We start from the raw sequence: 269 nt of genomic DNA, 5'->3' as shown, positions 1-269 counted from the left end.
TAAATCTGAAACGTGAAAAATATTGCTCCTAAGAACAATGTACTTCCGTTCATTTCTGCCGAATTATTAAATATTTGATTGGCAAATTCTGCACAATTATCGGCAATTACTATTTTCTTGAATAATCCCCAAAGTATTTGACGCATTCCGTCAACTGCTTTGTTATAATCAAATTTACGTTTTATATAAAACTGTGGTAATAAATGTGAAGCTCTTTCTATTGGGCCTGCTACTAATTGAGGAAAAAAACTGACAAAGGCTGTAAATGC

At 32.3% G+C, this 269-nt stretch carries 1 pseudogene; it reads right to left on the bottom strand.

Features of this window, described 5'->3' with window-relative positions:
* A pseudogene (locus tag KI686_RS16725) lies at positions 1-269 on the bottom strand (MBOAT family O-acyltransferase); the annotation flags it as partial.

It is taken from the genome of Polaribacter sargassicola, assembly GCF_021991835.1.
Lineage (GTDB): Bacteria > Bacteroidota > Bacteroidia > Flavobacteriales > Flavobacteriaceae > Polaribacter > Polaribacter sargassicola.
This window is presented reverse-complemented; position numbering and strand designations above follow the sequence as displayed.